This window comes from Candidatus Paceibacterota bacterium (assembly GCA_035452965.1).
Classification (GTDB): Bacteria; Verrucomicrobiota; Verrucomicrobiia; order Limisphaerales; family UBA8199; genus UBA8199.
The window spans coordinates 32282-58879 of the sequence record DAOTCE010000027.1; the positions used below are offsets into that span (position 1 = coordinate 32282).

19 protein-coding genes are annotated in these 26598 nt (G+C 60.0%); 16 read left to right on the forward strand and 3 right to left on the reverse strand.

All coding sequences use genetic code 11. The features are described from left to right. The first annotated feature begins 26 nt into the window (after positions 1 to 26). Positions 27 to 1007 (forward strand): FkbM family methyltransferase, encoded by a 981-nt coding sequence (locus tag P5205_16995; protein ID HSA12061.1) that lies wholly within the window; start codon positions 27 to 29, stop codon positions 1005 to 1007. 41 nt (positions 1008 to 1048) lie between these two features. Here P5205_16995 and P5205_17000 read toward each other — a convergent pair whose 3' ends face one another. Then, positions 1049 to 3955, reverse strand: a complete 2907-nt coding sequence (locus P5205_17000) for a polysaccharide biosynthesis/export family protein (protein ID HSA12062.1) — start codon at positions 3953 to 3955, stop codon at positions 1049 to 1051. A 133-nt stretch (positions 3956 to 4088) separates the two neighbouring features. Between P5205_17000 and P5205_17005 the strand changes: the two genes are divergently transcribed. The 5 genes from P5205_17005 to P5205_17025 are packed head-to-tail and all read left to right on the forward strand — an operon-like array spanning position 4089 to position 8296. After that, on the forward strand, positions 4089 to 4550 hold the full coding sequence (locus tag P5205_17005) for an NUDIX domain-containing protein (protein HSA12063.1): 462 nt from the start codon (positions 4089 to 4091) through the stop codon (positions 4548 to 4550). Between the two features lie 13 nt (positions 4551 to 4563). After that, complete coding sequence (locus P5205_17010) at positions 4564 to 5643, forward strand: kinase (protein HSA12064.1); 1080 nt, start codon at positions 4564 to 4566, stop codon at positions 5641 to 5643. A gap of 8 nt (positions 5644 to 5651) precedes the next feature. Further along, the gene (locus P5205_17015; GenBank protein ID HSA12065.1) at positions 5652 to 6428 is read left to right on the forward strand and encodes a transketolase; all 777 of its coding nucleotides are present in this window, start codon (positions 5652 to 5654) and stop codon (positions 6426 to 6428) included. Continuing rightward, positions 6425 to 7297 (forward strand): transketolase C-terminal domain-containing protein, encoded by an 873-nt coding sequence (locus tag P5205_17020; GenBank protein ID HSA12066.1) that lies wholly within the window; start codon positions 6425 to 6427, stop codon positions 7295 to 7297. Before P5205_17015 ends, P5205_17020 begins: the two co-directional genes overlap by 4 nt. A gap of 39 nt (positions 7298 to 7336) precedes the next feature. Continuing rightward, positions 7337 to 8296 (forward strand): NAD-dependent epimerase/dehydratase family protein, encoded by a 960-nt coding sequence (locus P5205_17025; GenBank protein HSA12067.1) that lies wholly within the window; start codon positions 7337 to 7339, stop codon positions 8294 to 8296. Positions 8297 to 8356: 60 nt separating this feature from the next. On the opposite strand, the gene P5205_17030 is transcribed toward P5205_17025, so the two are convergent. After that, positions 8357 to 9856, reverse strand: a complete 1500-nt coding sequence (locus P5205_17030; protein ID HSA12068.1) for a radical SAM protein — start codon at positions 9854 to 9856, stop codon at positions 8357 to 8359. Between the two features lie 185 nt (positions 9857 to 10041). Between P5205_17030 and P5205_17035 the strand changes: the two genes are divergently transcribed. From P5205_17035 to P5205_17080, 10 genes are all read left to right on the forward strand, one after another. Then, positions 10042 to 11037, forward strand: a complete 996-nt coding sequence (locus P5205_17035; protein HSA12069.1) for an NAD-dependent epimerase/dehydratase family protein — start codon at positions 10042 to 10044, stop codon at positions 11035 to 11037. Positions 11038 to 11100: 63 nt separating this feature from the next. Further along, positions 11101 to 12096: an NAD-dependent epimerase/dehydratase family protein gene (locus P5205_17040; GenBank protein HSA12070.1), complete on the forward strand. Its 996-nt coding sequence runs from the start codon at positions 11101 to 11103 to the stop codon at positions 12094 to 12096. Positions 12097 to 12194: 98 nt separating this feature from the next. Then, the gene (locus P5205_17045) at positions 12195 to 12770 is read left to right on the forward strand and encodes an NUDIX hydrolase (GenBank protein ID HSA12071.1); all 576 of its coding nucleotides are present in this window, start codon (positions 12195 to 12197) and stop codon (positions 12768 to 12770) included. A 164-nt stretch (positions 12771 to 12934) separates the two neighbouring features. Continuing rightward, positions 12935 to 13717, forward strand: coding sequence for a hypothetical protein (locus P5205_17050; protein HSA12072.1), 783 nt, complete (start codon positions 12935 to 12937; stop codon positions 13715 to 13717). 63 nt (positions 13718 to 13780) lie between these two features. Then, a complete protein-coding gene (locus P5205_17055) occupies positions 13781 to 14569 on the forward strand; it encodes a glycosyltransferase family A protein (protein ID HSA12073.1) in 789 nt (262 codons plus the stop codon). Between the two features lie 525 nt (positions 14570 to 15094). Further along, entirely contained in the window at positions 15095 to 19318 is a 4224-nt protein-coding gene (locus P5205_17060; protein ID HSA12074.1) for an alpha-amylase family glycosyl hydrolase, read from the forward strand. A gap of 98 nt (positions 19319 to 19416) precedes the next feature. Beyond that, a complete protein-coding gene (locus P5205_17065; protein HSA12075.1) occupies positions 19417 to 20400 on the forward strand; it encodes a PmoA family protein in 984 nt (327 codons plus the stop codon). Next, a complete protein-coding gene (locus tag P5205_17070) occupies positions 20397 to 21881 on the forward strand; it encodes a Gfo/Idh/MocA family oxidoreductase (protein ID HSA12076.1) in 1485 nt (494 codons plus the stop codon). The genes P5205_17065 and P5205_17070 overlap by 4 nt, the downstream gene beginning before the upstream one ends. Before the next feature lie 344 nt (positions 21882 to 22225). Continuing rightward, positions 22226 to 23077, forward strand: a complete 852-nt coding sequence (locus tag P5205_17075; GenBank protein HSA12077.1) for a hypothetical protein — start codon at positions 22226 to 22228, stop codon at positions 23075 to 23077. A 7-nt stretch (positions 23078 to 23084) separates the two neighbouring features. Next, positions 23085 to 23864, forward strand: a complete 780-nt coding sequence (locus tag P5205_17080) for an SDR family oxidoreductase (protein ID HSA12078.1) — start codon at positions 23085 to 23087, stop codon at positions 23862 to 23864. Between the two features lie 441 nt (positions 23865 to 24305). Here the strand turns inward: P5205_17080 and P5205_17085 are convergent, their stop codons facing one another. Further along, complete coding sequence (locus P5205_17085; GenBank protein HSA12079.1) at positions 24306 to 26501, reverse strand: NTP transferase domain-containing protein; 2196 nt, start codon at positions 26499 to 26501, stop codon at positions 24306 to 24308. Between the last annotated feature and the right edge of the window lie 97 nt (positions 26502 to 26598).

Here is a 26598-nt window from a genome sequence, read left to right on the forward strand (position 1 = left end):
TTCCCCTCAATATCGGCGGTCCGAATATGAAGCATCTGTCGGAATGTGAGTGTTTGCGGATAATCGAGCAGTTGAAGAAACTGCCCGCGCCCGTCTTCTACGGGGGCAGTGGCGTCAAGCAGGCGCTGGCGTGGCGGCGGCTGGCGCTGAAACTCGCCTGGCGCAAGGTCATATCCTTCGCGGACGTCCTGCGGCCGGCCTTCCTGTCGCCCACGACAAAGAATCCCGCCATGATCCGGATCAGGGATACGGTGTGCAATGGATACGTGACCGGCTGGATCGAGAAGTCTGTCGCCGGCGAATACGACGGGGTCGAGATCTTTGGCAAGCTGGCTTCCCCGCCCGCGAGCAACGGAAAGTCATGGGAAGATTTCCTGGCGCTCTATGATCAGGTCGTGCTGCAAGACCAGTATTCCGCCAGGGAACTCCTGAAGCCGGACAGCGTGGTAATTGATGGCGGGGCGAATGTGGGATTGTTCACGCTGCTGGCTTCCCACCTGACCCCGAAGGGGAGGGTGTATGCGTTCGAGCCGGCGAAACTGACCTCCACCGCGCTCAAGCAGAACACCAAAGACTGCAAGAATGTGGAGGTGTTCGCGCTGGGGCTGGGGGACCGGGTGCGGAAGGCCGAGATGATGGTGCATGAAGCCTGCCTTTCCGGCAGCACACTCAGCGATAGCGGCATGACGGTGCACGGGGCGGAGAAGGGAGACCTTGTGCCCGAGGAGGTGTCTATCACGACAATTGATGAGTTCGCACAGGGGCACAAGCTGGAGAAACTGGATTTCATCAAGGTTGATGCCGAAGGGTACGAGAAACAGATTCTGCGGGGAGCCGCGGACACGATCCGGCGCTTCCGGCCCATCCTGGCCGTGTCGGCCTATCACTTCCCGAATGATAGAACCGACATCGTAAGCCTGGTGGGGAGCATCACCCCGGGATACCGCCATACTTTCTCCAGCCGGGCGGAGGAAGACTTGATCTTCCTGCCCCAACCGGCGAGCTAACGCGATCGCCCGGACGGCCCGCCGAAATGCGTGGCGGCAGGCTACTTGGCTGGTCGAGGTTGCTTTGCAGGCGGTCGTGCGTCGGTTGAATCCGGCACTGTGTCTTTCCGGCCGCCGACAACCAGATAGCCAAGCAGCAACACCGCCAGCACCCCCGCCGCCGCGCTGACGCAGAGCGGGGTCATCGGCGGAGCGAACCGAAACTCAACGGCGTGGGAGCCCACCTGCAAATAGACGCCGCGCATCACGTAATTGCAGCGCAGCAGCTTCTCCGGTTTGCCGTCCACGAACACCTTCCAGTCGGGGTGAAACCGGTCGTTCAACAGCAGCACTGCGGGGCAGTCGGCTTTGGCCTGCAAAACAATATGCTTGGGCGCATAGCCGGTTATCTCCACGGTGCCGGGAATCTGATTGGTTGCGCTCCCGGAAGCCGGCGGGGACAGCGGATCGGCCACCAGCACGGTCCGCGCCGGGTCAAACTCCGCGCTGCCAAGTTCCTTGAGCGTCGCCTGGTCGTTGGTGCTGACCTGCCAGTTCGCAAAGAGCTTCGCCCGCGGCAGCGCGCCGGTGAACTCGAACACTGCATATTGGCCGTCCGGGTTGATGACCGCCGTGAGTTGGTCCAGGCCGGTGGGCCGCGGAATGCCGGGTTTAGCCGTGATATCGAACCTGGTCTTGATGTGAAACCGGTGCTGGAGGGGATCAACTTGCTGGTTGAGCACGTCCAGAAACCCGGCCGCTCCGAGCAAATACCGCGTATTGGTGAGCTGCCAGCGGCGGGCCATACGATGCTGGGTATTCGTCGTGCGGTCGAAGATCAGCGCGCCCTCGAAACCCGCGTAATCCTCCGCCACGCGGGGCATCATAATGATGTCCAGGGACTGGATGTTATAGTACTGGAAGAGCTGCTGCTTCCACTCAATCTCGTATAGATTGTTGAAGAGCGAAAGCTGCTCTGGCGCGATAAAGGGCAGTATCGCCACCCGTTGCTCGTGCGGCTTCTCCCGCAGCAGATCAATCACCGGGTTGCTGGCGTATTTCCGCACCCAATCCCAGGTGACGACCCAGGGGATGTTGGCCCGTCCCAAATCCGCCACCAGGAGCACCCCAAGCAGAATGCCTCCCAGCCGGGCGCGCCGCCCGCTGAAATACCCGGTCAGAATCAGCGCGACCAGGCTAAGCGCCAAAGCCAGCAGAACCACAAACCATCCGGCTTGCCGGATGCTGAATTGCGCGGTTATCTCGGCCAGGGCCGGTTCCAAACGAACCTCCTGCAGGTGAGCCTCCAGGAGACGGCGCGAGGCGGAGTAAGTCCGCCACGCCACCAGGCTCGCCGCCAGGGCAATTGCCGAGCCGATTATCCAGGCCTTGTCGAAGGTCGCAGCCTTCGCCCACCAGCTCCGCAGGTGCGAGGACAGACCTCGCAACACAGCTCCAGGTGTGTCCAGGCACAACCGGCTTATTCCGTGCACGCCGTAAGCAAAGAGAATCACCAGGATCCACTCGACCACGTGGTAGAACTTGGACGGGTTGCGGATGGTGGAGGCGTACGGCAGCGAATAGAATAACTGGTAGAATGGCGCAAAACGGCCAGAACCCAACAGCGCGCAGACCAGGGCCATGCCGCTCCAGAACTGGATGAACTTCCGCTCCCCCGGCGAGAACGGCGAGTTCTCCCTCCGCAGGCCCTGAAACACGGCCCAGAGGGCAATCACCACCACGAGCACCCCGGTGTAGAGGCCGCCGCCGCCGTAACGGATGGGCCCCGGCGGAGCTTCCATCGCCACCGCCAGCTCCGCGGCAGCCAACTGCGGGTACTGCTTGATAATCTCTTGCTGCAACTCGGCTGGCGTCCTGCCCGCTGCCTTTACTTCGCCAATAGTGGGCAGAGTGATGTTGCCGTCGTCCCGAATCTGTTGCTGGGCAATTGGTTTGGACGACTGCCCGGAAGTGATGCTGACGCCGTCGCCGACTCGCAGTGGGCCTCCGTCAAAGTACCTGTCCCAGGCGGGGTCCCGTCCGCAGGCGCCCCAATAGCTGCCGCCCTCGGGCGTGTCCATGCGAAAGCCAAACAGTCCCGGCACGATCAGGCTGAGGGTTTCGCTCTTGGGCAGGCTCCATTGAGTAGCCCAGTCCCAACGCTCCCACTTGGTTCTTTGGTCCTGCTGCGTGCCGGTAATGCCCAGGATTTGGGTGCTGACCAACCCGGTCACCACTGAGGCCGCCATGAACGCGGCGCACCCGGCCACCAGCGCGACGCGCACCACCCCCCGAACCAGCCTTTGCGCTGCCACACCTGCCCCGGCCCAGGCCTGGAACAGAACGAACACTGCGACCACCAGGCTAAAGAGGGCACCGATATCGAAGGCCTCCATCACGGCCAGGCCGACGGCGAAGCCAGCCAGGACTACCCGCAGCCACCGGCGGGGCGAGGTCTCGTCGGCCAGCGCTGCCAGCGCCAGGAAATCGAGCCCGAAACTAATGGGTTGCGCCGCCACCCCCCAGCAGGCGGTGGAGAAGAAGTCCGAATTCAGGCTGGCGGCAAGCGCCCCCAGCAGGCAGGCCAGTGGCGAGAACTTCCACTGCCGGAAACAAAACCAGGCGCTGAGCCCCAGGAACAAAAGGGCAACGGGGGCGTAAATCTTGGAGTGCAAGAGCGGGCCGCAGACATAACCCAGCGCGTTGGTGATGTTAGGCGAAGGCCCCGGACCCGCGCCGCCAAGCCAGGTCAAATCCTGCCAGGAAGCGGACCAGGCGCCTTCCTCAGAGAAGCTGGCGTATCGCGCGCTGATCGCACCCAAGGGGCCATCATTCGAAAACACCGTATGGCCCGGCTTCCAGCCATTCCGAAACAGAAACCCCAGGCACAGCAGCAGGCACAGAAGCACAAAGCCAAACTGGCGGCGAGCCAATGGCGGGCCCTTGCGCCCTGTCTTGGACTGATTCATACCGGCAGAGTCTTCTGCTTTTCCCGGTGAAAGAAAGAAGAATATTGTCCGGCGCCCCCCGCGCCGCCGCGCCACCGCGCGAACTTGGCCTTGACGCGCCAAAGAAGCCCCAGCTAGATTCCGCTAACTTCGCATGACTTTTGGTTCGGAGAAGACAAGCGCGACCACTATCAAAGTGGGCGTTGCAGTGCTCGTTGAGGACGCTTCGGGAGCGCTGCTTATGGATTTAAGACGGGATTGCGGGCTGTGGGGGTTTCCCGGCGGGCGCCTGGAAACGGGCGAGTCGCTGGCCGACGCGGCACTGCGGGAAACCCGGGAAGAAACCGGCTTCGAGGTCTCCCTGACCGGTCTGCAAGGGGTTTACAGTGAACCGGAGGGCCGCATCGTGACTTATGACGACAACGGGGACGAGCGGCACCTGGTGGATGTGGTGTTCACGGCGCGAATTGTGAGTGGAGAGCTGGCCTGCAGCCACGAAAGCCTCCGCATGGAGTTCTTTCCCCGAAATCACTTTCCGCCCGTCGAAACGATGGCCCCGCCAACCCTGCCAATCCTCGAAGACTACCTCAAGGGCGTGAAGGGCGCCATTCGATGAAAATGGAGGCACTGTGGTAATCAGCCGCACACCTTACCGCATCTCGTTCTTCGGCGGGGGTACTGATTATCCAGCGTGGTACCGCCAGCATGGCGGCTGCGTTCTGGCGGCCACCATTAACAAGTACTGCTACCTGACCTGCCGTTACCTGCCCCCGTTCTTCGAGCACCGAACCCGGGTGATGTACTCCATCATCGAGATGTGCCAAACGGTGGAGGAAATCCAGCACCCTTCGGTGCGTGAAACCCTGCGGTATCTGAAGATTGACCGCGGCATGGAGATTCACCACGACGGCGACTTGCCAAGCCGAAGCGGGATGGGCTCCAGTTCGGCCTTCACAGTCGGCCTGTTCCACGCCCTGACGGCCCTTAAGGGCCAGATTGTCAGCAAAAAGCAACTGGCCTCCGAAGCCATTTACCTTGAGCAAGAGGTGCTCAAGGAGACCGTCGGTTCGCAGGACCAGGTGTGCGCCGCCTACGGCGGCGTCAACCGAATCACTTTCCTGCAGAATGGCGGCTTTTCCGTCCAACCGCTCACCCTCTCGCACGCGCGCCTCGGCGAGCTGAATTCGCACCTGATGCTGTTCTACACCGGTGTCAAACGCACCGCGTCCGATATCGCCGCCAGCTACGCCTCCTGCGCCGACAAGAAGCGGGTCTCCCTGCTGCGCCGGATGCAGGAATACGTGGACCAAAGCAGCGCCGTCCTGGGCAGCGACCAGGACATTATCGCCTTCGGCGAATTGCTGCACCAGACCTGGCTCGCCAAACGCGGCCTGAGCGACAAGGTTTCCAACCCGCGGGTGGATGCGCTTTACGAGGCCGCCCGCTCCGCCGGGGCCATCGGCGGCAAGCTCCTCGGCGCGGGCGGCGGCGGGTTCCTCCTGTTCTTCGTCCCGCCGGAACGCCAGAAGAAGGTCCGGCAGCAGCTCAGCAAGCTGATCCATGTGCCCTTTGAATTCGAGTTTTCCGGAAGCCAGATTATCTTCTTCGACCTGGAAGAGGACTTCGCCCGGCACGACAAGGTTCGCGCCCGGCAGCAGATCGAAGCATTCCGTGAGTGGAACGCCGAGCCTCCCAGGTCGCCGGCCTGAATCATCCCATGACACCTGCCTGTAAAGAAATACGCAGGAACATCCTGCGTGCCTCCCGAGCCAGCGGACACGGCCATATCCCCACCACGTTCTCGGTGGTCGAGATGCTGTGCGCGGTTTACGAAACCATGAAATATGACCCCGCCCAGCCGCAATGGCCGGAGCGGGACCTCTTTGTCCTGAGCAAAGGCCACGCCGCGCTGGGCTTCTACACCGTCCTGGCCCAATACGGCTTCATCAAGCCGGACGAGCTTAAGACCTACGGGGCTTTCCAGTCCCGCCTGGGTTGCCATCCCGACCGCTTCAAGGTGCCGGGCGTGGAGCTCTCCACCGGGTCGCTGGGCCATGGGGTTGCCGTGGCGGTCGGCATGGCCCTTGCCCTGCGCATTCAGAATTCGCCCCGCCGCGTCTATACCCTCGTCGGCGATGGCGAGTCCAATGAAGGCATGGTTTGGGAATCAGTGATGGTGGCCGCCAACCTGCGCCTGGCCAACCTGGCAATCCTCTACGATAACAACGGCTCCCAAAGCCGGTCTTTGCCCATACCAAACCCGGCCGAGCGTTTCAGGGCGTTCAAGTGTGAAACCCTGGAGGTCGCCGGGCATGACCTCGAAGCCATCAAGGCGGCGTTGGCCAAACCCGCCGACACGGTGAAGGTGGTGGTGTGCAACACCGTCAAGGGCTGCGGCTGCCCCACGCTCGCGAATAACATGTTCGAATGGCATCGCAAGTCCCCCAATCCCGAACAATTCGAGCAGTTGATGAAAGAGCTGGAGGCCGCATGAGAAAGCAATTCCGAGATACTGTGGTCGAGTTGGCGGAGCGGGACGAGCGGATTGTCGTGGTGCTCGGCGACATCAGCCATTTTCTGTTCATTCCGTTCCAGGAGAAACACCCGAAGCGCTGCTACAACATGGGCATCTGCGAGAACGCGCTGATAAGCGTCGCCGCCGGTTTGAGTTCGCAGGGGTTGCATCCTTTCGTTCACACGATCGCGCCCTTCCTGACCGAACGGAGCCTGGAGCAAATCAAACTGGATCTCTGCTACAACCAGTTCTGCGCCAATATCGTTACCACGGGCGCGTCTTTCGATTACGCCTGGGATGGCGCCACGCACCATTGTTACACCGACCTGGCGATCCTGCGGCTGCTGCCCCGGATGGAGGTGCTCCAGCCCGGTTCGAAGACCGAATTGGACACCCTGATCCGCAGTCAATACGCCAGCGGCAATCCGACCTACTTCCGTCTTTCCGACCACGGCCACACCCTCAACGTGCCGGTCCAGTTCGGCAAAGGTAATATCCTGAAGGACAGCGGGGCCGAAGTCACCCTGATGACTGCCGGCCCCATCCTCGGCAATGTCATGGAGGCCTGCGCGGATTTGCCGGTCAACCTAGTTTACTTCTCCACGATCAAGCCCATTGACAAGGAAGTCATCAGCCGCTTCCGCCACACGCGGATTCTGGTGGTCCATGACGCCTTTGGCTTGCTGGAGGCCATCCACGAAGTGCCCGATTTGCGCGTCTCGTCGCTGGGACTGCCGGACCGGTTTTGCGTCTGGTACGGCACGGTGCACGACATTCGCAAGATGATTTCGCTGGACCCCGCGTCCATCAGGAGCTGGGTCCGGGAAAAGCTCCCCGCCGGTTCGTAGGCTTCGCGCTGCAGTCCTGAGCCGCCCTGGCACCAAACTATGCCTTCCCCCCAAGGAAAAATCCTGATTACTGGCGGCACAGGCTTTGTTGGCAAGCACCTGCAAGAGGAACTCCGCCGCCGGAATATCCCGTTCTTCGCGTTCTCACGCCGGGAGTTCGATCTGACGGTGCGGGCCCAGGCCGAGGCGGTCTTTGCCGCCCACGCGGACGCCACCGCCATCATCCATCTGGCCAGCTACCAGGCGGCGGGCGAGTTTCCAGCCAAACATCCCGCCGAGCAGTTCTTCATCAACAACCTTATCCATACTCATGTGCTGGAGGCGTGGCGCAACCATCTTCCCGGGGCCAGGCTCATCGCCATCGGCACCTCTTGCGCTTACCCCAGCAGCGCGGTGTCCCTCACGGAAGACAAATTCCTGGACGGCGCCATCCACGGCAGCGTTTATTCCTACGCCTTCACCAAGCGGCTGCTCTACACGGGCATTTGCGCCTATAACGACCAATTCAAACTCGATGGCACCTACTTGATTCCCGCCACGATGTACGGGGAATACGACGACTTCCACCCCGCCACCGCGCACGTGCCGGGGGCCCTGATGGGAAAGTTCGTGCGCGCGGTTCGCGAAGGACTGCCGACCGTCGAAGTGTGGGGCGACGGCACCCAAGTCCGTGACTTTGTGGACGTGAAAGAGTTTGTTCGCATTGTGCTCGAACTCGTCCCGCGCTGCCACCGTGACATCCTCAATGTGGGGCCGGGCTGCGGCAAGTCCATCAGAGAATTGGCGCTGACCATCAGCCAGGCGGCGGGTTTCCAGGGAGAAGTGTGTTTCAACCCAACGGCCTATGTGGGCATCAAGGAGAAGTTTATTGATACTGGCAAACTGCGAACAGCCTATGGCTTGCAGGTCAGCGACGCCCTGGCGCCCGGCATCCAGCGGACAGTCAAGTGGCTGGCTGCGAATTACGCCGATTGGAAAGACCGGCAGAAGTTCTCTTGAACCTGCCACGCCCGCCCGCAGCCCCTTGCCGGGCGAGGTTCGGGCGCCAACGATACCGGGTTAGACTGCTGCCGGCACTGGGTCACCCTCGAACAGCTTTCGCTTCAGGTCGTGGCTGGCCATTTCCTCGAGATGCCGCCGCGCGCGTTTCCCGAATTTCTTCTCCATCATGTCCAGGTACGCGGGATTTCGGAAGTAGGCATTGAAGGCGTAATCCCTGAATTTGAGAACATCCTTCGAGGTCAATGTTTCCGTTGGCAGGGGCACGAAATCGTAGCCTTGCTGGGCATATCCAATCCATTGTTCCGGCAGGGGAACGCCGTTCTGCCTGCAAGTGTCATACAGATGCGAGCCCGGCGGCGCCATGGCGGCAAAGAAACTCGGGAAGGCGGCCATCAGCTCAAAGGACAGCATGAGGGTGTCCTGCATGCTTTCAAATGTGTCTCCCGGCAGGCCAAAGAGATAGTTAGCGCAGAAATCAATCCCGTGCTCGTGCGCTTTCTTGACGACGTGCTTGATCCTCTCCCGGTCGTAGCTTCCCTTGCTCGCGAGATCCAGGACCTTCCGCGTGCCCGACTCGATCCCCAGCTCAAACCAGTTGAACCCGGCTTCTTTGAGCAAGGGCATGTCCTCCACCTTGAGAGAGTCAACCCTGGCGAAAGCGGTGATGTTCAGCTGATACTTCCCCGCCCTTTTCCGTTCTGCCAACCCTTCCGCAATGGGCATAAAATGGTTGCGGTTGAGGATGAACAGCTCGTCATTGATCTTCAGGGTCTTGATTCCGTAGTTCTCCACCAAATGGTCAATCTGTTTGAGCACCCACTGGGGTTTCCAGAACCGCATCTTCCTCTCGCCCCCATGTGTAGCCCGGATGGCGCAGAAACTGCAGTCAAACGGACATCCCAGGCTGGTGTAGATCGAGGCATATTTGTGCCTGGAATCCAGGTCCCTCAAGCCAAGCCAATTGAAGGACCGGTACTTCCCGATCGGCACCAAGTCCCAAGCCAGATCGCTTAAATCGGCGGTGAGGTTCTGAATGTTGGGCGCTCGCGAGTTGTGCCGGATCTTGCCATTCTCCCTCCACCACAACCCCGGGACCTCCTCCAGTTTTCTTCCTTCGACCAGACGCAAATAAGTGTAGAACGCCTCGCCCTCGCCCACATAGTCGCAAGCCTCCTCCCGTAGAGTTCTTTCCGGGAGAGCGGATGGATTCCAGCCCGTCAAAATGATCGTTCGCCCCGGGTCTTTGGCTTTGATTTTGTTGATAAGGTTCCGCGTCTCCGTCATCAACGGCGCCGCGGTATTCGCCTGCTGCCCGTAATTAACGATCCCCACCCATTTGGGATTCTCCGCCTTGATCCGCTCCACGGTTTCGTCGTGGTCCAGGTTCTCCACGTTTGCATCCAGCACTTTAACCGAATGACCGTGCTTTCTGACGAAACCCGCGGTGATGATGATCCACGAGGGGGGCTCAATACCCGTAAACTCGCCCGCCAGAGTCTGGTAGACCTTCTTCCTCGTGTTTCCAACGCAAACCAATAGCAGCTCGAGTTGATCCATAAAAACAGCTAACAACTACAATGGCACATCGTGCGCATCATATTCGGTTCAAAAAAGAAGTCAACCGCGACTTCCCGCCTGTCGAGCCGCCGGACAAAAGGTTTTTGCTTCAAATAACTTGTGCAGGCCAGTGCCATCGTCTAAAATGAGTGGTTCACGTAAACGAGAGTATTAGGACTTATATCATGAATCCAAATCAACAAGCATTCTACAAAGGCAAAAAGGTACTGGTAGCGGGGGGGAGTGGTTTCGTGGGATCGCATTTCGTGCTGCAATTGCTTGAACAGGGCGCCCAGGTGCGCGTGCCGGTCCACTTTCGAGCAATGGAATTGCAGGACCCACGGATTGAAATCGTTAATGGGGATCTGACCAATCCTGATGACTGCCTGCGCATGCTCAAGGACATTGAAATAGTGGTCAACGCTTCCGGCGCGGTTTCGGCGGCGGGGGTTGACCAGATCCGGCACCTGGAGATCATCGCGCGGAACCTGATTACGAGCGTGAGGTTGATTCAAGCTGCCTGGATTGCCGGCGTGGAGCGCTTCCTCGTGTTGAGCAGCCACACGACGTATCCCGCCGCCGATTATCCGATCAAGGAGGAGGAGGCTTGGTCCGGCCCGCCTCATCCCGCCTATTTTTCCTACAGTTGGATGCGCCGTTACGTGGAGAAGCTTGGAGAATTTGTCCACGAGAAGTCAAAAACGAAAGTCGCCATTGTCCGGCCCACGGCGGTGTTTGGGGAATACGACAACTTCGAACCAGCTTCCTGCCACGTGGTTCCGGCCTTGATCGTCAAAGCCGTGTCCCGCATGAGTCCATATCAGGTCTGGGGCACCGGCGACGAGGTGCGGGATTTTGCGCACGTCAGCGATTTGGTCCGCGGCTCCTTGCTGGTGCTGGAGAAACACGCCATTTGTGATCCGGTCAACATCGGCTACGGAAAAACGGTGACAATTAAGGAGGTCGTCCAGGAAGTGCTCAAAGCGGCGGATTACTCCGACGCCACGATTGTCTTCGACGCTTCCAAGCCCACGACAATTCCCTTCCGCATGGTGGACACGTCCAAAGCCAAGCGGTTGTTTGGCTTTGAACCCTCAGTGACTTTGGCCGACGGTTTGAAGCGGACGGTTGACTGGTATAGGAAAGAACTGGCAAAGGGCCGCAAATGGAAGGGGCATTGACCACACCGCGTCATCAGCGCCCAGTTTGCTGCGAAGAAACCCACTATTAGAGACGAAGTATCTATGTCTATCTACCAAGGAAGAAGTGTTTTGGTGACCGGTGGCACCGGCATGGTCGGTCAGCAACTGGTCCGCCTGCTGCTGGAAGCCGGCGCTAAAGTGCGCGTCGCTTCGCTGGATGATCCGTCGCGCGCGCATCCGCAGGCGGAGTTCAGGCGCGTCAACCTCACGAAATTCGAGTCCTGCGAGGAGATGTGCCGCGGCATGGACTATGTGTTCCAGCTCCTTGGCGTTAAAGGATCGCCCGCCGTCAGCACTAAAAAGCCGGCAAGCTTCTTCGTGCCCACCGTTCTCTTTAACACCAACATGATGGAAGCCGCGCGCCAAGCGAACGTGAAATGGTATCTCTACACCAGCAGCGTGGGCGTCTATGCGCCCGCCGAGGTCTTTTACGAGGACGACGTCTGGAGGACGTTCCCGTCCGAGAATGACAAGTTCCCCGGCTGGGCCAAGCGCGTCGGCGAGCTGCAGGCGGAAGCTTACGCCATTGAATATGGCTGGAAACAGGTTTCCATCGTGCGCCCCGCGAACATCTACGGACCTTACGACAATTTCGATCCGGCCAACGCGATGGTGGTTCCCTCGCTAGTCCGCCGCGCGCTCTCGGGCGAAGATCCGCTAACGGTTTGGGGCGATGGCTCACCGATCCGGGACTTCATTCATGCTGAAGATGTGGCGCGCGGGATGATGCTCGCGGTGGAAAAAGGCATCACCGAGCCGATCAATCTCGGCAGCGGCGAGGGCGTCACCATCAAACAGCTCGTGGAAATCATTGTCTCGCATCTGCCGAAAAAGCCGAAAGTGGTTTGGGACACCACCAAGCCCGCCGGCGACAAGAAGCGCCTCATGGACATGACCCGCGCCCGCAAATTTGGTTTCGAGCCCCAAATCTCCTTTGACCAAGGCATTGCCGGGGTCATGGAATGGTATCTCAAGAACAAAGCTGAAGTCGGCAAGCGCTACAACGTATTTGACCAAAAGAATCCTCTCGGCACCTGATCGCAGCCCCGGCGCCTGCGCTGATGTTGCCACTGTCCCAGAGAGGAATTCCAGGTTAATTGCTTTCAACGTCTCCAACGTGCAGGCACTCTTGCTGCATGGTTCCAACGAAAGACCATCAACTCAAACCGTGGCAGGTATTGGACAGCCGTGAGGTTTTCCAGGCGCCGCCGTATATCCGCGTCATTCGCCAGAGGGTCCGGGTCTCTGATGGGCGGGTGGTGGATGATTACCACCAGGTCCAAATGACGGATTTCGTGCTGGTGGTGGCCAGCACTGCCGACGGACACATCCTGATGGAACGGCAGTACAAGCATGGGATCGGAGACGTGACGCTGGTAGTGCCCGCCGGCACGATTTCCCCAGGCGAAGATCCTTTGGCTGCGGCTCAACGAGAGTTGCTTGAGGAAACAGGATATGCCGCGGAAGATTGGCGGAGAATTGGCTCCTTTGTCGCGCACGCCAACTATGGCTGCTCCAAAGCCTACGTCTTTGCCGCGCGAAAGGCCCGCGCTGTTGCTGCGCCGAAATCGGGGGACCTGGAGGAAATGGAGATTCTGCTTTTGCGCCCCGAGGAAATCTATGCGGCCATTCGGGCAGGACAGGTAAAGGCCTTAAGTGCCGCGGCGGCGATCACGCTTGCCACCCATCCTGATTTGGCTCGATGTGGTTGACGCCCAAACCGGGTTTCGGCTAGCGTTCCTGCGGTAATGACCAACCTATTTACCTCGCGGCAGCCACCGCTCGCTGCTTGTTCAGCCGCAGTACAATGCGACGCCACCGGCATCGCTTCCTTCCACTGCTCGAACCATGCTCCAGCTTGAACCAAAGCTCTGATATGGCAAAGACTCTCAAGGACCGCGCTTTTGATCTGGCACCCGAATGTGTCAAGCGCTTCTTGTTCCGCAGACGGCAGGCCCGGCGATTGACGGACATCGAGTTTCAAGCGCTACGGCGCCAGTTCGGCGACGATGCCAGAGCGCGCGCGCGATACTGCCACGACCAATTCGTTTGCCGCGTCATCATTGATCCCAACCTCATTCTCGTGATCAAGAAGCTGCAAGCTGACTTCAGGCTGCTGAACTTTGTCGAAACCGGCACCTACGACGGCGAGACGTCGCTCGCCATGAGCCTGCTATTCGAGCGGATATTCACCTGTGATGTGAGAGACTGGAAGCGGCGGCTTGAGTTTTATCATGCCCGCAACCTGATCTATGAGACTAAGAGCTCGCCTGAGTTTCTCCGCGCACACCTGCCTGAGATCCGCACCCACTCATTGTTCTACTTGGATGCACACTGGGGTGCCTATTGGCCGCTGCGTGATGAACTGGATATAGTGTTCGGGCAATGCGAAAACCCGGTTATTCTCATTGACGATTTCGACGCCGGCAACGGCTTGTACTTCGACCAGTATAAGGAACAGAAGCTGGATTTCTCTTACATCGCAGACCACGTTCCCGGGGACTACAAGTTCTGCGTCAACCCGTGGAGCAACCGCAACCGGGGAATGATCTTTATCTTCCCTCCCTCAGCGCCTTACGGCTGCCGTTTTGGCGAACGGGCTCGCTACGACGAAGCCAATCATGGCCTCTGGGGAAAGCTGACCCCATCGAAGGCTTGATCGGCCTGTCGGCCAATGCGCCGGTGGCCCAGAATGACTACCAACGGAACTCCCTCTCGTGCCATGGCTGACTTCAGCATCCTGATCATCTCTCACAACAAGCCGCTTTCAGTCAAAGAGGCCATTCAGGGCGTGTTGGACCAAACACACCCGAACTGGGAGGCCACTCTCATGGACAGCGGTGTGCTGCTGAACCGGGGCTTCTTTGCATACCTCACAGACCCCAGAGTCACGGTGATTTCAACCGGAGAGACGCCGGAGTTTGCCAGGACCAGAAATATGGCCTCCTGGTGCCTCAACCAGTGGCTGAATTCAGACCGTGCCAAGGGCGAGTTGATCATGTACCTGTGTGACGACGACCTGCTTTACCCGGAAGCGTTTGAGACTTACTGGAATTTCTACTGCCAGAACAACCGTGTTCCGCAAGCCATGTATGCCTCGCAGGATATCGGCGTGGTGGATCCGGAGGGCAAGACCCGAGTCACTGGCCGCCGGATCGCGGACCGTCCCAGAGGCCGCTTTTGCGGTGGCCGGAGACTAGACTGCCGCGTGGACAGCCTTCAGCTCTGTCACACTTCGCGGATCCTTGAGGAGTTCCGCCGGGTCTATAAGACCTCCAAGTTTCACTCCGATGATAAGCGCGACGCCCATCATGCTGACGGCATCTTCATGGAGCAACTCGGCGCGCTGACCAAAGTCTATAACATTGACAAGGTCCTTAGCATGAACCGCCGCACTACCGAAAGCGCCAATCTCGAATACGCCGTCACCCCTCTGGGACGTTCGCTGGCGACCTTGCGCGCCAAGCTCCGCGGCGCCTGGGACCGCGTTTCTCGTCCTCGCCGCTATTGAGCTTACCGATCCCCCGCCTCCGCGACTCCCCGGCTATGCACGTTTCGACCGGAATACACAAGGAACAGTAACGCAACCAAAGCGCCCCAACCCACGCGATCAACTTGCCACGTTACGCACCCCATTAATTCCGGCAGGTCGAATGCGATGGCGCTGGCGTTGTCGGTGACAAAACGGACGTTTTGCGTGATGAGCATTTCCACCAGCGGAACCGGTCAGCCGCTACCCTGCTCAATTACCTCCGTGCGGCAGGGCTCAATGGCCGGAAGCACGGCTGGCCACGGCAGGAGGCCGACCAGCCACGGAAGCGCGCGGGATCGTGCACAAGAGCAACAGCTCATGGCCTGCATGGTGGACTGGATAGCGCTGGGGCGCAAAGATCGGTTTCAGCCACATCGAAGCCTGCGGTGATTGTATTGCGCACCGCATGATCATGCGAGCAATGAGCCTTCCCACTGCATACCGGGGCGTGGTATCTTTCTGTTCATGTCAGCCAAGCCCCGAATAGTTCTAACCGCGTTTGCTGTGGCACTGTTTTCAGCCGCTGCGATTCCCGTCGCCGCCTCTCCCTGGACAGAGCAGAACAGCGCTTGGAACGTCAACATTAACCCCGGCTCGAACCCCGCGGATTACTACGGCGGTTGGAACGGTCATACGTATTTCCCCTCGCCTGCTGATTGGCGGAAGATCCCTGTCTATCAGTTCATCACCGATCGCTGGAACGATGGCGAACCGTCCAATAATGAACTGGCCTACTCGGGTTACGACTTGCGCGATGTAGGCGCTCGGCACGGCGGGGATTTTCTTGGCATCCGGGACAAGCTCGATTACATCCACGCGCTGGGTTACAAGGCGATTTGGATTTCGCCCATCTTCCAGAACCGGAACAATTCCTATCACGGTTATGGGCAGATAGATTTTACGCTTTTGGACAAGCGGTTTGGGACTGTGGAGGACTTTCGCGCGATGGTGGACAAGGCTCACTCGCTCGGCATGTATGTAATCGTGGATATCGTCGTGAATCACCTCGAGAACCTGTACTACTTTGAAGGACATCCGTCCGATGGCGCGCCATTCCACCTTCACTCCGGCGAGTACCAGTTGTTCCCACGTGACCCCGCCCAGACCTATGTGGATTTCCCGGTGGACAACACCTTTGACCCCAATGGCCAGTACTGTGACATTTTCGGCGATGACGGCTACCGGCGAACCGATAGCGGGAGCGGGTCGTTCTGGTCCAGCGACCTGCATCATAACGGTGACCTGGGCAACTACGGTGATCCCTGGCAGAACCACCTGGGGAAGATCTACGGCAGCCTGGACGACCTGCGCACCACCCACCCGCGCGTGCAGGACAAGATTATCGCCATGACCAAGGCGCTGATCTCCTCGTGCGACATTGACGGCATCCGCATGGACACGCCGATGCAGGTGCCACGCTACTTCTTCCAGCGATGGTGCCCGGCGGTCAAGGCCCACGCCGCCACGCTCGGCAAGAATGATTTCTTTATCTTCGGCGAGTTCTACTGCTCGCGCGAAAGAGCCGCCACGATGGTTGGCCGCGGCAAGAGCCCCAACCAGTACGGGGACCCCTACGCGTTCATTGACGCCGATTACACCATGGCCGGCGGTATCAACTACCGCGCCTACTTCGACTTCTTCCAGAGCGCCGTCAAAGACCAAGCCAACGGCAACCTAGGCAACCTTAAGTCCTGCCTGGACGCCGACCTCGCCGCGTTTGATTTCTATGATCCGGCGGTAGCCGATTTCCGCTACACGCACCTCAACTTCTACAATAACCACGACCAGTGGCGCATGGTCCACAATCCCGCCGGCGCCGCCCAAGGTCTTCAGAAGACCGATCTTGCCAGCGCCATTATCGCGTTCTGGCCGGGCATGCCGCTGTTTTATTATGGCGACGAGCAAGGGTTCTGTTCCTATGGCACGGCGCTGGACGGCTGGTCGCGCGAAGACTTCATGACCAGCCTTGCGTGGGACAACGTGAATGCGCTTGTTGCTCCCAACCCGGCACAGAAAGACAACTTCGACATGACCAACCCGCACTACCTTTGGGTCCAGAAGTGCATGAATGTCCGCGAGAGATATCCCGCGCTCCAGGCGACCCAGGAGATTTACGAGCGCTGGCGTCAAACCGGGTCGGAGAATGGCATTTACATCTACTCCCGTGCCTGGGGTGACCTCAGCAACTGGGCGATGATCGCCTTCAACACCTGGAGCAGCACGCTCTCCGCGGGCGGCGGCCTGGGGAACCTCTACACCGGCTGGAATGCGGGGGATGTTATCGTCAACGCGCTTAATCCCGCCGAGACTTATACACTGACTGAGGGCGGAAAGCTGGCTTCGCTCGATGTCCCAGGCTATGGCATCAAAGTGTTCGTTCGTCAGGGCAATTTCCAGCCGCTCAACCCCGTGGTTATCAATGTGGTACCGGCGCATGATGCGCGCTTCATCGGCAGCGGCGCGGACATAAAGGTGCAGTTTAGCGAGCTGATGGAGGAGGCCTCAGTGAAGGCTGCTTTTCGCTATGACGGCCAGCCTGTTGCCCCGGGGAATCTGGCTTGGAACGCGGCTACGCGAGAACTGACATTTTCCAGCGCCGTTGCCGACGGTATCCATGTGATCGAAGTGACCACCAACGCCCTCAGCACGACGGGACGGAACTTGTATGGTAAGTTTCGGTCGCGCTTTCTGGTAGGGGCCGATTCTAACGTCCTCGTCAATCGCTCCGCCACGAACGACCTGGCGCTCATCAATCTTGGTGATGCCATAACCAGCACCCCCAATGTCACGCTCTATCACAAGGCCGCGGGGGCCGCCCAGATGCGCGTTAGAGTTGGGAATGGCGCTTGGGGTGCATGGCAACCCTACACCGCAACTTCGGAATGCACGCTGACACCCGGAAATGGCAGCAAGAGCGTGGATGTCCAATACTGGGTTGACGGCAGCGCCGCGTATTTTGTCAATGACACCATACAACTCGCCGTGTCCGGTGACCTTGCCGTGGACGATTTCACCGGCTACTCCGCCAGCCTGTACGGTCAAAGTGGCGGCATAGGCTGGTTGAGCAGTTGGTCTGACCAAGGCTATGCCAGTTCGCCGAACGTTATTCAAAGCTCGTTAAGCACAGTCAATACCGTCGCTTCAACCATTCCCTTCGTTGAGTATCCTCTCAATAACACGATGGGCGAAATCAATATTCTCGAAGCCAGGAGGAATTTGTCCTCTGCGGTTTCTTCCGGAACAGTTTACCTTTATGCTCTGGTCTCGGCGGGCGGCGCGAGCGGAGGCAACTTCTCAACCGCAAACAGCTATGGCGGCATCGGCCTCTACAACGGGACGACAGAGAAATTCCTCATCGGTCAGCGGTGGCAAGCCGCGAATTGGGGCGCCACCGCTTCGGGCAGCCTGAACGGCGCGGGCGCGGACAGCTCGACCGCCATCGGCACCTTCACCACGACCTTGCTTTGCGCCAGGATTGATTTCGTCACCAGGAACCTCACGCTCTGGGTCAATCCGAACTTCAGTCAAACCGAATCCTGCAGTACTTCATCCGCGTCGTTCAACTTCGGCAGCAACGATGCCTCGTTCAACGTCGTTCGGCTGCGTGCGGGCAACGCTAACAACGGTAACATGTGGCAGTTCGACAATGTCCATCTCACCACTGTCTCCCCATTTGCCGCCTCGGGCCCCACAGCAAACGTCAGCGGCTCCACAACCATTTGCCTCGGCAGTTCCACCGCTGTCTCTGCCGACCTGACCGGCGCCGGACCGTGGACGATTACATGGTCTGACGGCTTCGTCCAGAATGCCTCCTCAAGTCCAGCCACCCGCAGCGTGAGTCCGGGCGTTTCAACTAACTACATGATCACGACGTTGACGGATTCAACCGGTTGTCCGGCCGGCACACTAGCTGGAAACGCGGCGGTCACCGTTAAAGCGCCCGCCACCGTAAGTGCCGGCCCCGACCAGACCGTGCCAACCAGCACGACTTCGGTCAGCTTGGGCGGCACCATGGGCGGCAGCGCGGCGACCGCAACCTGGAGCGGCGGCGGCGGAACTTTCGAGGACTTCAACAACGGCACAGGCCGCTATATTCCCACAGCAAACGAGCGGTTGGCGACCCGCTCCGTTAACTTGACCCTGACCAGCGGCGGCCAATCACCATGCGCCGCCGCCAGCGACACAATGACGGTCAACTTCAATTCACCGCCTCTCGTTGGAAACGACACTTTCTCGCGCGGCATCGGTCTTTCACTCAAGATCAATAAATCCGCTTTGCTGGCTAATGACTCGGATCCGGACCTGGACACTTTTGGGTCGCCTGTCGTTTCCGCCACTTCAACAAATAACGTCACGCTCTATGCCGATGCCACGTCCATTTACTACACAAACAGCCTGAACGTGGACGACCAATTTACCTACACGGTTACCGATAGCTTCGGCGGAATGTCCGCTGGAACAGTCTTCATCATTGTGAACACGAACGTAGCCGGGCGGGTAACCCACGTTGCGCTGGGCGCAGATTCCACCGTCACTGCCTCTTTTGCAGGCGTGCCCGGCTACCCTTATCAAGCGCAGCGCTCCACCAATGCCGAGTTCATCGGTACATTGCGCCTCTGGGAAACCACCAACGCTCCCCCCGACGGGCTGTTCCAGGTATTCGATGACTTCTCCGACCTCGGCGCGCCGCCCAGCGCTTCGTTCTATCGCTCCCGTTACAGTCCTTGATTTCCAGAGGAACCCCGGGCGCTTGAGTTCGCTGAAACGCTTGCCCTCCTGAGATCTGGGTTGACCCGTGGCAACCGCCTTCGCACAATGCGCGCATCATGGTCAAGCGCCGCATTACCCGGCTTGCCACCGGCATTACCTTGTTGCTACTCGTGCCTACTGCGTGCTCCGCCAGCTTGAACTCTTCTGCTCGAAAGAGCACCGGCGTCCAAATCACCCAGTTGGACGACCGGCTCCGCGTCGAGATCAACGGTCAGCTCTTCACCGAATACTACTTCAAAGACGTCCCCCGCCCTTACTGCTATCCGCTCATCGGCCCCGGCGGCTTGGCTATGACTCGCGATTGGCCGATGAAAAGCACCCCCGGAGAAGCGCAGGACCACCCTCATCACCGCTCACTTTGGTTCGCACACGGCGCGGTCAACGGGCATGACTTCTGGTCCGAACAGAAGGCTTTCGGCAAGACTGTCCACGAGGCCTTCCTAAAGGTCAAATCCGGCAACAAAGCAGGCGTGATCCGCGAGCGGAATAGGTGGGTCGCCGCTAATGGCGACGTCGTGTGCAAGGACGAGCGCACCTTGCGCTTCCACGCGCTGAAAAGCTCCAGCGAGCGGATCCTTGACTTTGAGATTACCCTGCTCGCCTCGAACGGTGACTTGACTCTCGGCGATACCAAGGAAGGCACCATGGCCGTGCGCATCGCCGAGACCATGCGCCTTAAGGGCAACCTCGCGCAAGGCCACATCGTCAACAGCGCCGGGGTGCGCGACGGCGACACATGGGGCAAACGGGCAGATTGGTGCGATTATTACGGGCCGGTCCAAGGCAAAACCGTCGGCATCGCCATTTTCGACCATCCGAAGAACCCGCGCCATCCTACTTGGTGGCACGTGCGCGATTACGGCCTGTTTGCTGCCAATCCTTTCGGCCGCCACGATTTTGAAAAACTCTCCAACCGGACCGCCGGTGACCTCGTCGTTCCCGCCGGCAAGAGCGTCACTTTTCGCTATCGCTTTTACCTGCACGAAGGCGATTACCAGCAAGCCGACGTTGCCGCCAAATACAAGCACTACGCGAAATGAACAAACTTAACCGTCGCGATTTCCTCAAAACCTCGATCTTCACCACTGCCTCCCTCAGCCTATTGCCGGCCCTGGGTGCCGACAACACCGCCAGGAACGAGCAGCGAAGAACCGTCGCCTCCCGCATTACCGGCGCCAACAGCGATGTCCGTTTCGCCGTCGTCGGATTTGGCGGGCGCGGCACCAGTCACATCAACGATCTACGCGAGGTCCCTGGCACCCGCTTGGTGGCACTGTGCGATGTGGACCGCGGTATACTCGACCGAGAGGCCAGGAAATGCCTTGACCGCGGGGAGCAGATTGAGACGTACACCGACATCCGCAAGCTCCTCGAAAGCAAGAACATTGATGTCGTAGGATTCGCCACGCCCAACCACTGGCACGCGCTGGGCGCCATCTGGGCGATGCAGGCCGGCAAGGACGTTTATGTGGAGAAACCGGTCTCCCACAACGTGTGGGAGGGCAGGCGAATCGTCGAGGTGGCCCGCCAGCTCAATCGCATCGTGCAGACCGGCACGCAGTCCCGCTCCAGCAGCGGCATCCGGGAGGGTATCGCGTGGGTACGCGAAGGGCACATTGGCAAGATCCTTCGAGCGCGGGGCTTCTGCTACAAGCGCCGCCCCAGCATCGGCAAAGCGGACGGTCCGCAACCGATTCCGCCCGAGATTGATTACGATCTGTGGTGCGGCCCCGCGCCCAAGGAACCGCTGATGCGCAAGAAACTCCACTACGACTGGCACTGGGTCTGGCCAACCGGTAACGGCGACCTGGGCAACCAAGGCATCCACCAGATGGACATGGCTCGCTGGGCCTTGGGCGAAACCGCGCTTTCCCCACGCGTGCTGAGCGTCGGCGGCCGGTTCGGCTACGTGGACGATGGCACCACCCCTAACACCATGATTGTCTTTCACGATTACCCGACCGCCCCGCTCATCTTCGAAGTCCGCGGCCTGCCGTCCAGTGCCAACTCCGGGAACATGGACAAATACCGCGGCGTGGATGTTGGCGTCGTCGTTGACTGCGAGGGCGGTGCCATGACTATTCCCACCGGCAGCAGCGCCAAGATCCTGGACAAGGATGGCGCTGAGATTAAGAAGTTCTCAGGAAACTCCAGCCATTTTGCCAACTTTATCGACGCCGTCCGCAGCCGCAAGTTCAGTGACTTGACCGCCGATATCCTGGAAGGCCACCTCTCGAGTGCGCTTTGCCACACCGGCAATATCTCCTATCGCCTCGGCAATACCCAGCAACCCGGGCAAATCCACGACGCCGTCAAAGGCAATCCAGACCTGGCTGAAGTTCTGGGCCGCATGGAAGAGCACCTCGCCGCCAACGCCGTTGACCTCAAGAAGACCCCGGCCACCCTCGGCGCAGTCCTCAAGATGAACCCGAAGACCGAGCGGTTCATCGGCAATCGCAAAGCCAACCAACAACTGACCCGCGACTACCGGAAGCCCTTCGTAGTGCCGGCCCGGATCTGAGGCCGGACACCCGCTGCGGGTCCAGGACGGCCCACACTCTGTTTTGAGCCGACGACGAGAATGGTCCCACCGTCCCACCTACGTCCAAGTAACTCGCGGTGACAAGGCCAAAGCCACCTCGAGTTATCGCCTCAACCATCGTCCGCCGTTCTGCTCCATATCCGCTACCCCGCTGTCCATATCGCAATCGCAACCAGCCGCTCGTTGACGATTCCCGGCAAATCACGTATTAGCGCCGCATGCGTTGGCTGATTGCATTCGCGCACTTGGTCGCGGGAAGCTGTTTGCTGGGAGGCACCTTAATATCCTGCACGGGATGTGTCGCCATAAGTGCGCCCACGGGCGTGTCCGTCCCACCGCGGCAACTGCTGTTGACGTTGCAGCGCGAGATGAACTCGAATAGCGGCTGGGTGCGCATCCACGCGGCGGAGGCGCTGCTTGACCATCACCACGCCCAGCCAGTCACCCGGTTGCTCCTTCGAGAAGCAGACACGGCACAACCGCCTTATCGAATGGGTGTTTGGCGCGTTCTGGCCCGTGCCACAGGAACGGCAGAGGAACGTCAAATGTTCATTGACCGTATACGCCGCGCGATGCTGGACCCGCAAGCGCCTGACCGCGTCCACGCAGCGGAGAGCCTGGCTAAGCTGGGCGCGGCCAGTCCTTCCGATACCCCCGCCCTGCTGGAATGGGTGGCTGCGGCGCGGGAAGCTGACGCCGTGTATCCGCTGTGGCTGCTGGCGCTTTCCGGCAATAGCTCCGTGAAAGCCGACAGTGAAGGTCGCTTGGGCGACTTGTTGGAGTCGGGTGACACAATCGTCCGGCTGCGTGCCGCGTTCGCATTGGGCAGGATCACCATCGTTTCCCCACGCTCCATCGGGCGATTAAACCAGTGCCTCGCATTGGAGCCGGAGGATTCGCCAGTGCGTGCTTACGCCGCCTCCGCCTTGCTGCGGCACGCGGAGGAAAATTCGTCTGGCGCCACGCGGCTCAAACAGGTGCTTGCAGAACATCTGGCGCGGGGCCAGCCTTCGGAGCAACTCGAAGCGGCGATAGCCTTGGGCATGCGTGGGACAACCGAAGACCTGCCAGTGCTCGCCCGGCTTGCGGACAGCCCCGAAGCCGATGCGAGAATCGGAGCCACCAGCGGCTCGCTTTACATTCTGGAGGCTGGTGCCAGCCTCCTTAGTCACTAGCGCATTTATGAACATCCTCGAACAATTCAGTCTGCAGGACAAAGTGGTCGTCTTAACCGGCGGCGGCGGCCTTTACGGGCGCCAGCTCACCGCTGCGCTAGCCGAAGCTGGCGCGAAGCTCGTCCTCGCTTCTCGCAACCAGGCTCGGCTGCAGGAAATCGCCTGCGCACAGGTTCAGCGTGGGTACTCCGTCGCCTGTGAATCGCTGGATCAGGGGGACGAAGGCTCGGTCCTTGCCTTGCGCGACAAGGTGCTGCGGGAGTTTGGCCGGGTGGACGGCCTGGTCAACAACGCCGTGCTGCGTCCAATGAAGAGTCTGGACGCACCGGTGTCCGCCTGGGACGAATCGCTCCGCGTTAATGCCACAGGCGTCTTCCTAATGACCCGGGCGTTTGGCGAAGCCATGCTGGAGCGGCGGGCTGGCAGCATTGTGAACGTTGGCTCCATGATGGGCGTAGTGGGGCCAAGCCCTGAGTTCTACGAAGGCACCGGCATGGGCACACCCGCGCCGGATTACTTCTTCCACAAAGCCGGTATGATCAACCTCACCCGCTATTTCGCCAGCGTGTTCGGGGCGCGCGACATCCGAGTGAACTGCGTGTCGCCAGGCGGTTACTTCACCCATCAGCCCGAGCCATTCCTGCAACGGTACAACCGCCGAACCATGCTGGGCCGGATGGCCGGCGACACCGACTTGGGCGGCGCGGTGGTATTCCTGCTAAGCGATGCATCGCGCTATGTCACCGGTGTCAATCTGCCAGTGGACGGTGGCTACACGGCAAAATAAAGGTTCTTCGCGGATTTCCGGGGAAGCCCATTGGCGATTCATTGTCTCGCTCTCCTCTGCCTGCCTCCGGCACCCCCTCCGGACAGACGGCGGCGCCGTCACGGTACCCGAACCTTGGCGTTGGCTTGCGGCCGGCTGGGGGATGGCTTGTCAGTGCGGTCTGGCTACGGTGTGTATCCCATGGGGAGCGCTCCCCATGGGATACACACCGTAGCACCACCGTGCCGCCACCGTAACCCCAAGCCAGATGCGCAGGGGTAAACGGGGCCTGAAAATGGCAGGCAGGGGGCATCACTGTCCAAAATCTGGACAGTGCGCGGGTTTCGGAGGTCGGGCAGGCCATCCATGCTGCGCGGATGGCAACCACCGTTGGCACTTCCTGGAAATCCGTGATGAACCAAAATGGATCTTGATCGCACCCACGGCCCTCGCGCCTCCAACTTACTTGGTAACAAATTCCCGAAGATGCTGGATCAACGCGCTGGCCTTCTCAGGTGAATCAGCCTCGACAAACAGACGCAGGATCGGCTCGGTCCCGGAAAAACGCACCAGCGCCCAGTTATCATTGCCCAGGTAGAACTTCGTCCCGTCCGCGTGGGAGATTTTCACAACCGGGCAAGGGCCGATCTGGGCCGGTGGCGTTTGCACCAGCCGTCGCGGAACGGCGACGCGCATCTCCGAAGTCGAAGGGATGTTATCTTCCAAGCTGTAGAGCCGCCCGGTAAGGTCATAAACACGTCGGCGCAGTTGCGATATCTTCTCGCGGGTGCGGGCGAGCATTTCAACGATCAGCGCCGAGGCGAAGATGCCGTCTTTGCCCAGAATGTGCCCGCGAATCGTCAACCCTCCGCTCGACTCCCCTCCCAGCACGGCATTGTGGGCGACCATCGCGCCGGCAATGTGTTTGAAACCGACCGGCACTTCGATGCACTGCTCGCCAAAACTCTCCGCTAGCCGGTCCAGCAGGTGCGTCGTGGCCAGGTTGCGCACAACGCCACCCTTCTCCCCGCGAATCTCGTGCATGTACCAGTACACCAGCAGCAGGATATCGTTAATTGTGATGTACTCCCCGCGCTCGTCCACGATGGCGATGCGATCCGCGTCGCCATCCGTGGCCAGGCCGAGGTCGTAACGATCTTCCACCACGTGCGTGGCCAGCAGCCGCAACGCGTCCAGGTTCGGGGCTGGCGAGCGTCCCCCGAACAGCGGATTGTGGCGCTCGTGGATGAACGTCACCCGGCAGCGCGCTTCGGTAAGGATCGTGCCCAGCGTGAGCTGTCCCACGCCGTACATCGGATCAACAATCACCTTGAGCCCGGCCTGCCGGATGGCGTTCAGATCAATCAAGGCCTCGACCGCGTCCACGTATTCGTTCGTGAAGTCCTTTCGTTTGACGAGGCCGCTCTCAAGCGCAATGTCCAGGTCAATCTTGATGACCTCTTCCAACGCCAGCCGGTTAGTCTCGGCCTGAATCTTCTGCGTCTCGTCATCCAACAGCAGCGAGCCATCGCCGTGGAAGACCTTGAGGCCGTTCCATTCGGGCGGATTGTGGCTGGCGGTGAAGGCCAGGCCGTAAGCCGCATTCTGCACCGCCGTCGCGTAGGTAACGAGCGGCGTAGGCGCATCTTCGCTCAGCAGCGTCACCGGGATGTTGTTGCCTGCAAACACCTCCGCAGCGGCGTCGCCGGCGCGATCTGAGAGGAAACGGCGGTCATAGCCGACCAGCACACCCCGCTTTTCCTCTCCCCGGCGCGTGATCTCGTTGGCGAGTGCCTGTGACAAACGCCGCACATTGTGCAGCGTGAAACCCTCGCCGATAACCGCCCGCCAGCCGCCCGTCCCAAACGCCACTTGGTGTTGTTCCTCCTCGCGGCGCGGCCGAAAGAGGCGCTTTTGCAGAATGAACTCTGCCTGCTCCAGGTCCTCGCGCGTGTTGACGCCCTGGATCTCGTCCGGATCGCAAATCTGGTAGCTCTCAACCCGCAGCCCGGAGCGGATGAGTTCATGCACACAATCGGTCAGTTGATACTTTCCGTCCGGCGCGGGCGAGAGATGCTGCAGCACGGAGAAAATCGCTGGCGCGGACACCATGTAGGCGCCGACATTCAGTTCGTGAATCTCGCGCACGGCCGCTGAGGCCTCTGTCTCCTCGATGATATCCACGATGCGGCCGCCGGCATCGCGGATAATGCGTCCGTACGGCAAAGGCCGGGCGGAGATCGCCGTCAGCAGCGTCAGGTGTGCCTGGCGCAGGGCGTGCCGGTTCAGCAACCCGCGGATGGACGCTGGCCGGAACAGCGGGGTGTCGCCATACAGGATCAACAAATTGCCCTGATAACCTCTGAGTACGGGCGCCAGTTGCTGCACCGCGTGGCCGGTGCCCATTGGCTCGGACTGCACAACATAGCGGCAATGATCTCCCTGTTGGGCGCGCACCTCGTCCTGCCGGTAGCCAACCACCACGTAGAGATCGTCGGCGGCAACCAATTGGCGTGCGTTGGCCACGACATAGTCCAAAATGGTGCGGTCGCCCAGCCGCTGCAAAACCATCGGTTGGTCCCCCGGGGCCACCTTCGTCCCCCCGGCAAGGATTACGGCTTTTAATTCAAGCTTCAATGGCGATTCCGATTTGCTCATGTCTGTTTGCGCATCATACGCACCGGTCACCTGATTATGCAAACTCCTTTGACAGAGGGGGACCAGCAACCGCGATGAACCTGGAGGTTCAGGCTGC

What these genes read in the sequence shown, in the direction of transcription:
- P5205_16995 (HSA12061.1), top strand. Translation starts at nt 27, where the DNA reads ATGAAGCATCTGTCGGAATGTGAGTGTTTGCGGATAATCGAGCAGTTG.
- P5205_17000 (HSA12062.1), bottom strand. Translation starts at nt 3,955, where the DNA reads ATGAATCAGTCCAAGACAGGGCGCAAGGGCCCGCCATTGGCTCGCCGC.
- P5205_17005 (HSA12063.1), top strand. Translation starts at nt 4,089, where the DNA reads ATGACTTTTGGTTCGGAGAAGACAAGCGCGACCACTATCAAAGTGGGC.
- P5205_17015 (HSA12065.1), top strand. Translation starts at nt 5,652, where the DNA reads ATGACACCTGCCTGTAAAGAAATACGCAGGAACATCCTGCGTGCCTCC.
- P5205_17020 (HSA12066.1), top strand. Translation starts at nt 6,425, where the DNA reads ATGAGAAAGCAATTCCGAGATACTGTGGTCGAGTTGGCGGAGCGGGAC.
- P5205_17025 (HSA12067.1), top strand. Translation starts at nt 7,337, where the DNA reads ATGCCTTCCCCCCAAGGAAAAATCCTGATTACTGGCGGCACAGGCTTT.
- P5205_17030 (HSA12068.1), bottom strand. Translation starts at nt 9,856, where the DNA reads ATGGATCAACTCGAGCTGCTATTGGTTTGCGTTGGAAACACGAGGAAG.
- P5205_17035 (HSA12069.1), top strand. Translation starts at nt 10,042, where the DNA reads ATGAATCCAAATCAACAAGCATTCTACAAAGGCAAAAAGGTACTGGTA.
- P5205_17040 (HSA12070.1), top strand. Translation starts at nt 11,101, where the DNA reads ATGTCTATCTACCAAGGAAGAAGTGTTTTGGTGACCGGTGGCACCGGC.
- P5205_17045 (HSA12071.1), top strand. Translation starts at nt 12,195, where the DNA reads ATGGTTCCAACGAAAGACCATCAACTCAAACCGTGGCAGGTATTGGAC.
- P5205_17050 (HSA12072.1), top strand. Translation starts at nt 12,935, where the DNA reads ATGGCAAAGACTCTCAAGGACCGCGCTTTTGATCTGGCACCCGAATGT.
- P5205_17055 (HSA12073.1), top strand. Translation starts at nt 13,781, where the DNA reads ATGGCTGACTTCAGCATCCTGATCATCTCTCACAACAAGCCGCTTTCA.
- P5205_17065 (HSA12075.1), top strand. Translation starts at nt 19,417, where the DNA reads ATGGTCAAGCGCCGCATTACCCGGCTTGCCACCGGCATTACCTTGTTG.
- P5205_17070 (HSA12076.1), top strand. Translation starts at nt 20,397, where the DNA reads ATGAACAAACTTAACCGTCGCGATTTCCTCAAAACCTCGATCTTCACC.
- P5205_17080 (HSA12078.1), top strand. Translation starts at nt 23,085, where the DNA reads ATGAACATCCTCGAACAATTCAGTCTGCAGGACAAAGTGGTCGTCTTA.
- P5205_17085 (HSA12079.1), bottom strand. Translation starts at nt 26,501, where the DNA reads ATGAGCAAATCGGAATCGCCATTGAAGCTTGAATTAAAAGCCGTAATC.